The organism is Acinetobacter sp. YH12132 (assembly GCF_013418645.1).
Lineage (GTDB): Bacteria > Pseudomonadota > Gammaproteobacteria > Pseudomonadales > Moraxellaceae > Acinetobacter > Acinetobacter indicus.
On record NZ_VPBR01000031.1, the window covers coordinates 1 to 6,270 of the forward strand.

Consider the following 6,270-nt stretch of genomic DNA (forward strand, 5'->3'; position numbering starts at 1 on the left):
AATAATAACGTGTATTTAATATGAAGAATGGTTTAGTTGTGAAAGATAATGCATTAATAAACGCCAGTTATAATTTAGAACTAACGGAACAGCGTTTAGTCATGCTTGCAATCATTAATGCAAGGGAATTAGGGCGGGGTATTACGGCAGATAGCAAACTAGAAATACATGCTAGTGACTATGCAAAACTATTTAATGTATCACCTGATGCATCCTACAAAGCCCTGAAAGATGCCGTAAATAATCTATTTAACAGGCAGTTTAGCTATACAGCCGAATATAAAAAAACAGGGAAGGTAGGTATCGTTCGCTCTCGCTGGGTAAGCCGTATTTTTTATGTAGATGATTTGGCATTACTAGAAATTACTTTCGCACCTGATGTAGTTCCTTTAATCACTAGATTAGAAGAACACTTTACAAAATATGAAGCCAAACAAGTTGCACACCTAACCAGTAAGTATGCCACTAGACTTTATGAGTTATTAATCGCTTGGCGTGAAGTTGGTAAAACACCTGTTTTTGAACTACAACAATTACGTAAAAATTTAGGTGTTGAAGATGATGAATATCAACGTATGCACCATTTTAAAAGCCGTGTATTAGAAACTGCCATTACTCAAATCAATGAACATACAGACATAAAAGCCACTTATGAGCAACACAAGAAAGGGCGTACAATTACTGGGTTTTCATTCAAGTTTAAGCAGAAACAACAACCGAAAAAATTAGATTCTAAGCGTGACCCAAACACACCTGACTTTTTTATCAAAATGACCGATGCACAACGCCATTTATTTGCAAAAAAAATGTCAGAAATGCCTGAAATGGGGAAATATTCACAAGGTACAGAAAGCTACCAACAATTTGCTATCCGTATAGCAGATATGCTGTTAGAGCCTGAAAAATTCAGAGAGCTTTATCCAATTTTAGAAAAATCAGGATTTCAGCCATGATTAAATTAAATAACCTATCAACCGATCTAAAGCATGTGACCGTTGAATACCTCGACATCGTAAATTATGAAATTGCGAGGGAAAATATATGCGGTTATATCTTCCTATTATCCCGACTATCCAAAGATGCCGAACCCACCGAAAAAATGCAGATGGAAAGCAAAATACAGAACTTAATTTACTATCGGGATAATTTACAAATCGAGGACAAGGACAATATTCAAAAGGTTTTAAATACGCTCATTCCAGAGTATCAAGCCGAACAAAAAAACCAAACAGCTAAGAAAAATTAGGCTTCAATATCGGGCAAATCAAAAAGCTGTCGATCTCTATTTTCTGTTAAATATTCGTTGAGTTCAGCGAGTATTTTTTCTTTATTGGCTTCATTTGCCTGCATTTTCTTAATCAAGTAAGAACCGAGCAAAATTTTACGCCGAGTATCATCCTTGCGCTCCTGTTCTTTCTTTTTGGTACGTTCTCTTGCTTCAATAGCCTGTTTCTGTGCTTTTAACTGTTTCAGCTTCTCTAACTGGGCTTCAATTTTCTTTTCGATATTTTCAGCAGATTTAGTCATAACGATTAATTTCGGAATATAGAAAACCACTCAAGCATAAGACCCTATGAATTGAAATTCAAGCGGGTAATATGCTATCGTGTTTTTCATGAAATGCGCACTTACGACTTGAATTTCATTCAAGTCAAAAGATGCGTAAGGGAGACACCCCTTAACCCCAAAAGCAAAAGCAAGAGCGGTAAAGCAAATGAAGAAATACAATATTGATGAACAGCATATTTTTATATGCTCAAACTGTGGGAATGAATTTTTATACAAATTACCTAAAATTCTTATAGAGCAAATGAATGGAGTATCCATTCAAACTATTAGAAAAGAATGCCCGAAATGTAATCAATACGTGGATGCCACAAGGAAAATTTAATGGCGATTTACCACTGTACAACCAAAACCGTTAACCGCAGTTCGGGAAGAACTGCCGTTGCATCTATGGCTTATCGTGCAGGGGAAAAACTAGAAGATAAACGTACAGGGCTGACGCATGACTTTACGAGAAAGGATGGAGTCGCCCATACCGAAATTGTGTCTAATCTCAATATTGAAATTGACCGCAGCCAACTTTGGAACTTGGCGGAACAGTCCGAAAACCGCAAAGATGCCCGAACCGCCAGAGAGTGGGTAATCGCCCTACCCGATGAATTAGACGCAGATCAACGTAAGGACTTGGCAAAAGCCTTTGCCACGGCCTTAGTTGATCGCTATGGCGTGATTGCAGACTTAGCCATCCACGAACCCAGCAAAGGCGGAAATGATAAGAACCATCACGCCCATATCATGCTTACCACCCGAAAGGCGGAATTAGACCCTGAAAACAATCTGACTCTGACCACAAAGGCAGAAATTGAACTCAGCAACGCCAAACGAAAAAGCCTTGGTATGGGTACAACCCAAGACGAAATTAAACAGATTCGGGAAACGTGGGCAAACCTTGCCAATCGTGCTTTGGAACGAGCAGGCATACAGGAAAAAATAGATCACCGCAGCTATGCCGATCAGAATAACGGACTACAAGCCACCATCCATGAAGGCACTAAAGTCACCCAATTACGCAGAAAAGGCATAGACACTGAAATCAGCCGTTTTAATGACAATGTGAAACAGCAGAACGCCCAACAGCTTGACCAACAGAAACAGCAGAAAGAGAGCGTTTTACAGCGTGGTTTAAACCGTGTCGATCAAGGTTTTGATCAATGGCAGAAGAACCAAGAAACCAAACGTCTAGAACTGGAACGCCAAGCGGAAATGAAACGACAGCAAGAATTAGATAAACAACGAGCCGAGCAAGCACTCCGCAAGGCATCTCAAAAACTAAGTAGAGGCGGAATGTCATTATGAGTAATCAAAATGATTTAGATGACCAGTTATATATTTTATTGGCATCCATGAAGGAATATCGAGAAGCCATAGCAGACGATAAGAAGCGATTAGAGCAGTTTTACAACCAAGTCGCTAGTGGAGTGCTAGACAAGGCTGAAAAATCGCTAGAAAACGCAAATAAGAAGCATACAGGTGCATTAAACAACAGCATTCAGGCATTAAACGAAGCTACAAACAGGCTCAACTTAAAACTTATCCTTATTTTTGCCAGCACGTTTGTGGCTGTGATGATGGTATTCATTTTGGCAATCTTCTTATACGTGCCAAGCAAAGACGAAATTGATAACCGTAGAGCTGATATGGCTTTACTAAAAAAATATCCGCTACAAATTAGAGAAAGTGATGGTGAAACATTGGTGAGAATCATGAGGAAAAATTGCTATTCGTTTGAACCGAGTAGTGTCAAAGAAAAAACGTATGACTGGTGTCAGATCGACCCTAAAAAATACTAGTTGATCGGTACTTTGCTTGGTTTTTCTTATTACTGATCAGATTACAGCAAGCGCAAAGTTGCCCGACTTTGAAACATGGCTAAAGCCATATTTCAAAGCATCGAGCTGAAATTTCGCATAAGAGATTTTATGTTAAATAAGACTATTAAGATCAGTTATAATTATCCAATAAGTGATTAAAAATAATAAGGTAATTTATGTCTACATGGGTGTGGGTACTTATTTATTTGGCAGTTAGCTTAATGTTCAAATGGATTATTTCATGGGGTGGAGCTGATTATATTAAAGGCTGGAAGAGTATCTTTTTCTTAGATATGGAATCAAGCTCATGGAATGAAGAACAGCTTAGAGCTATGGCTTTGTTTCTATGGATAGCATTTACCATTCTTTTTATTATAGGTTTAATTTACCCCGAATTTAGATTCTATAAGCTTAAAAATAGTTTGTAAAAAACGGAGCTTAAGCTCCGTTTTTATGGGTGATTTTTTAAATCATTCAGCATTGCATCACGTAAAATCTTATTCATACGTGTCTGATAGCCTTTGCCTTGTGCTTTTAGCCATTGCATGACATCTGCATCAATGCGTACTGTAGTCACTTGTTTAGTTGGCTTATAAAACGGATTTTGGACAGCATTTTTCCAAAAGCTTTCATCAAGTTCAGGAATGTCGGAAAAGTCTATTTCACTGTCTGGGCGTTTATCTAATGCTTCAAGTCTTGCCTTTTGTTCTTCAGATAAGACAGGAGGTTTATTCAAATCTACTTTGTAAGTAACGGTTTTGTTCATACTGTTTCCTCTCTTTTTTCTCTGCCTGTCGTGCTGAAATAATACGGATATGATCAATCCCATTATGATCTTGTACAGTATGAGCCACCAATAAAACTGTCTGCCCGTGTACGAGACCTATCGCTTGCCAACGATATTCACCATTTTCAAAGCGATCCTGTTTGAAGACGGCATGAGCATCATAAAAAACTAAGGTTGCATCTTCAAAAGCTACACCATGTTTTTTGAGGTTTGTTTCTGCTTTATGCTCATCCCATGAAAACTCAATTTCCATAGTTGCATCGCTTTTTGTTAATACAAAAATGTTAATACAAAATTGTAAATTTTGCAAAGTTGTTCCATTTTTTATTGGCAAAATATTACAGAATCGAACATAAAAAAGCCGACTTGTTTCAAAGTCGGCTTTTTGCGGTTTTTATGATCAGGATTGATTTTTTAAGTAATTGATATTTATATTAATATACAAGTGTATTGCGTATAACCACCATTATGTTAAATGGAAGCCAGCGACCTCCAAGAAAATCGGTATAGTGTGAATAGTTATTGAGTAAATAAGAGAATTAAATTAGTGAAATACTCAAATGAAAAAATAGTTAAAGCTCTCTTGCTTGCTCCTTTACCGTTACTTTTTTTCATAGCAGTCCTGTTTATCGTAATGAATCAGGAATACAGCCTATACTCGATTTTAGTGGTTCTTGTAGGGCATGGCCTTGTCTACTTAGCGTATTGTATTTTGACTGTGCCTTTCAGCTTCATATTCTCAATTATTTTAAATCGTTATAACAGTCTGAATTTATTAACCATCTGTATTACCTCTCTAATTATTGCTGCTCCATTTTTTATTCTTTTTGGATGGAGTCACACAGGAGAAATTTCGAAAGAGTGGTGGAAAATGTATACCAATACATGGACTATTTTTATGGCTCTCTTTCCTGGCTTATGTTATTGGCTGTTTTTAATTAATTTAAAAGATAAAGAATAGTTATGAAAAAAATATTATATTTTAATTTCTTAGCGATTATTTTGACTTATGTATCTTTGCTTTATCAAAAAAATATATTAGTTGCTCGCATAGTTGTAGATAAGCTTGAAAAAGTTGAAGTCATAGCTGGGGGATTTCCTCTACAGTTCCTTATAGATGGTGAAACCTCTCCAGTCGGAAGTATAAGTATCAATCCTTTATTTATTTTCATCGGCATGGATCAATTTGTTTTTCTCAATTTTTTTATTGATTATTTATTTTGGGTAAGTATTTTATTTGCTTTTTCTATGATTGTGAAAAAGTACAGAATTGTATAGATCTCCTAAAATTAACATAATACACCTTATACGAAATGCGTTATAATTATCTATAGAAATCAATGCTGTAGTTTCTAGTTTATAGCCCGAACATCCCTGTTCGGGCTTTTTTTATGATTTTTCACGTTCCACGCCTATTATTTAAGCAATGTTTCACAACTTTGATTAGCTCCAGTAAATAATTAAAACCTAGATAATAAGAACCGAGCGAGTGTCTACGAGCGATTGAGCATCATCAAAATTTCGCCCTCGCCTTTTCTCTGATTACAAGCTCCCTTTCGATTTTAAACGGTAGGTACAGAGCATCCCGAATGGGTGCGAACTTTGGAGCTTTTGCTTTTCAAAAAGTATGAGCGAAGCGAATACATTACAAATGCTTTTGCTTTTAGATTTCACAAATAGGATTAACCAAAAACTGCCCCACGAAGCGAGGAACGAGCTTCAATAGAGTACGAGCTTTAGCGAGTACCTAGGGCAGTTTGCACTCCCCTCTCGAAAGGCTTTTAATTATTTTTAAAGCTTTTAAATGCTTTTAGATAAGCTGAAAACATTGATATGAGAGGACTACAGCTTATATAAGCACACAAATTCTCTTGTATAAGCACACAAATTCTCTTGTATAAGCACACAAATTCTCTTGTATAAGCACACAAATTCTCTTGATTTACACACATAAAATATATAGTGTGTAAATACACATTAATAATAACGTGTATTTAATATGAAGAATGGTTTAGTTGTGAAAGATAATGCATTAATAAACGCCAGTTATAATTTAGAACTAACGGAACAGCGTTTAGTCATGCTTGCAATCATTAATGCAAGGGA

At 36.4% G+C, this 6,270-nt stretch carries 11 protein-coding genes; 8 read left to right on the forward strand and 3 right to left on the reverse strand.

The window, feature by feature from the left end; all coding sequences use genetic code 11:
* The first annotated feature begins 20 nt into the window (after positions 1 to 20).
* Positions 21 to 953, forward strand: a complete 933-nt coding sequence (gene repM / locus FTU67_RS13980; RefSeq protein WP_026438545.1) for a replication initiation protein RepM — start codon at positions 21 to 23, stop codon at positions 951 to 953.
* A complete protein-coding gene (locus FTU67_RS13985; protein WP_163167926.1) occupies positions 950 to 1,246 on the forward strand; it encodes a hypothetical protein in 297 nt (98 codons plus the stop codon). The genes repM and FTU67_RS13985 overlap by 4 nt, the downstream gene beginning before the upstream one ends.
* Here the strand turns inward: FTU67_RS13985 and FTU67_RS13990 are convergent.
* Positions 1,243 to 1,527: a hypothetical protein gene (locus FTU67_RS13990; RefSeq protein ID WP_004871868.1), complete on the reverse strand. Its 285-nt coding sequence runs from the start codon at positions 1,525 to 1,527 to the stop codon at positions 1,243 to 1,245. The genes FTU67_RS13985 and FTU67_RS13990 overlap by 4 nt on opposite strands.
* 363 nt (positions 1,528 to 1,890) lie before the next feature.
* On the opposite strand from FTU67_RS13990, the gene mobQ reads away from it, so the two are divergent.
* From mobQ to FTU67_RS14005, 3 genes are all read left to right on the forward strand, one after another.
* Positions 1,891 to 2,862 (forward strand): MobQ family relaxase, encoded by a 972-nt coding sequence (mobQ, locus tag FTU67_RS13995; protein ID WP_180006216.1) that lies wholly within the window; start codon positions 1,891 to 1,893, stop codon positions 2,860 to 2,862.
* Positions 2,859 to 3,356 (forward strand): hypothetical protein, encoded by a 498-nt coding sequence (locus tag FTU67_RS14000; RefSeq protein WP_180006217.1) that lies wholly within the window; start codon positions 2,859 to 2,861, stop codon positions 3,354 to 3,356. Before mobQ ends, FTU67_RS14000 begins: the two co-directional genes overlap by 4 nt.
* Before the next feature lie 197 nt (positions 3,357 to 3,553).
* Entirely contained in the window at positions 3,554 to 3,805 is a 252-nt protein-coding gene (locus FTU67_RS14005; RefSeq protein WP_004969151.1) for a hypothetical protein, read from the forward strand.
* A 23-nt stretch (positions 3,806 to 3,828) separates the two neighbouring features.
* Here the strand turns inward: FTU67_RS14005 and FTU67_RS14010 are convergent, their stop codons facing one another.
* Positions 3,829 to 4,143, reverse strand: coding sequence for a BrnA antitoxin family protein (locus tag FTU67_RS14010; protein ID WP_131262006.1), 315 nt, complete (start codon positions 4,141 to 4,143; stop codon positions 3,829 to 3,831).
* The gene (locus FTU67_RS14015; protein WP_002042420.1) at positions 4,106 to 4,417 is read right to left on the reverse strand and encodes a BrnT family toxin; all 312 of its coding nucleotides are present in this window, start codon (positions 4,415 to 4,417) and stop codon (positions 4,106 to 4,108) included. The genes FTU67_RS14010 and FTU67_RS14015 overlap by 38 nt, the downstream gene beginning before the upstream one ends.
* Positions 4,418 to 4,711: 294 nt before the next feature.
* Here FTU67_RS14015 and FTU67_RS14020 point away from each other — a divergent pair, with 294 nt between their 5' ends.
* From FTU67_RS14020 to FTU67_RS14030, 3 genes are all read left to right on the forward strand, one after another.
* The gene (locus tag FTU67_RS14020; protein WP_004967533.1) at positions 4,712 to 5,125 is read left to right on the forward strand and encodes a hypothetical protein; all 414 of its coding nucleotides are present in this window, start codon (positions 4,712 to 4,714) and stop codon (positions 5,123 to 5,125) included.
* Between the two features lie 2 nt (positions 5,126 to 5,127).
* On the forward strand, positions 5,128 to 5,442 hold the full coding sequence (locus FTU67_RS14025) for a hypothetical protein (protein WP_000723215.1): 315 nt from the start codon (positions 5,128 to 5,130) through the stop codon (positions 5,440 to 5,442).
* 721 nt (positions 5,443 to 6,163) lie between these two features.
* A partial coding sequence (locus FTU67_RS14030) for a RepB family plasmid replication initiator protein (RefSeq protein WP_180061899.1) occupies positions 6,164 to 6,270 on the forward strand: 107 nt, incomplete at its 3' end.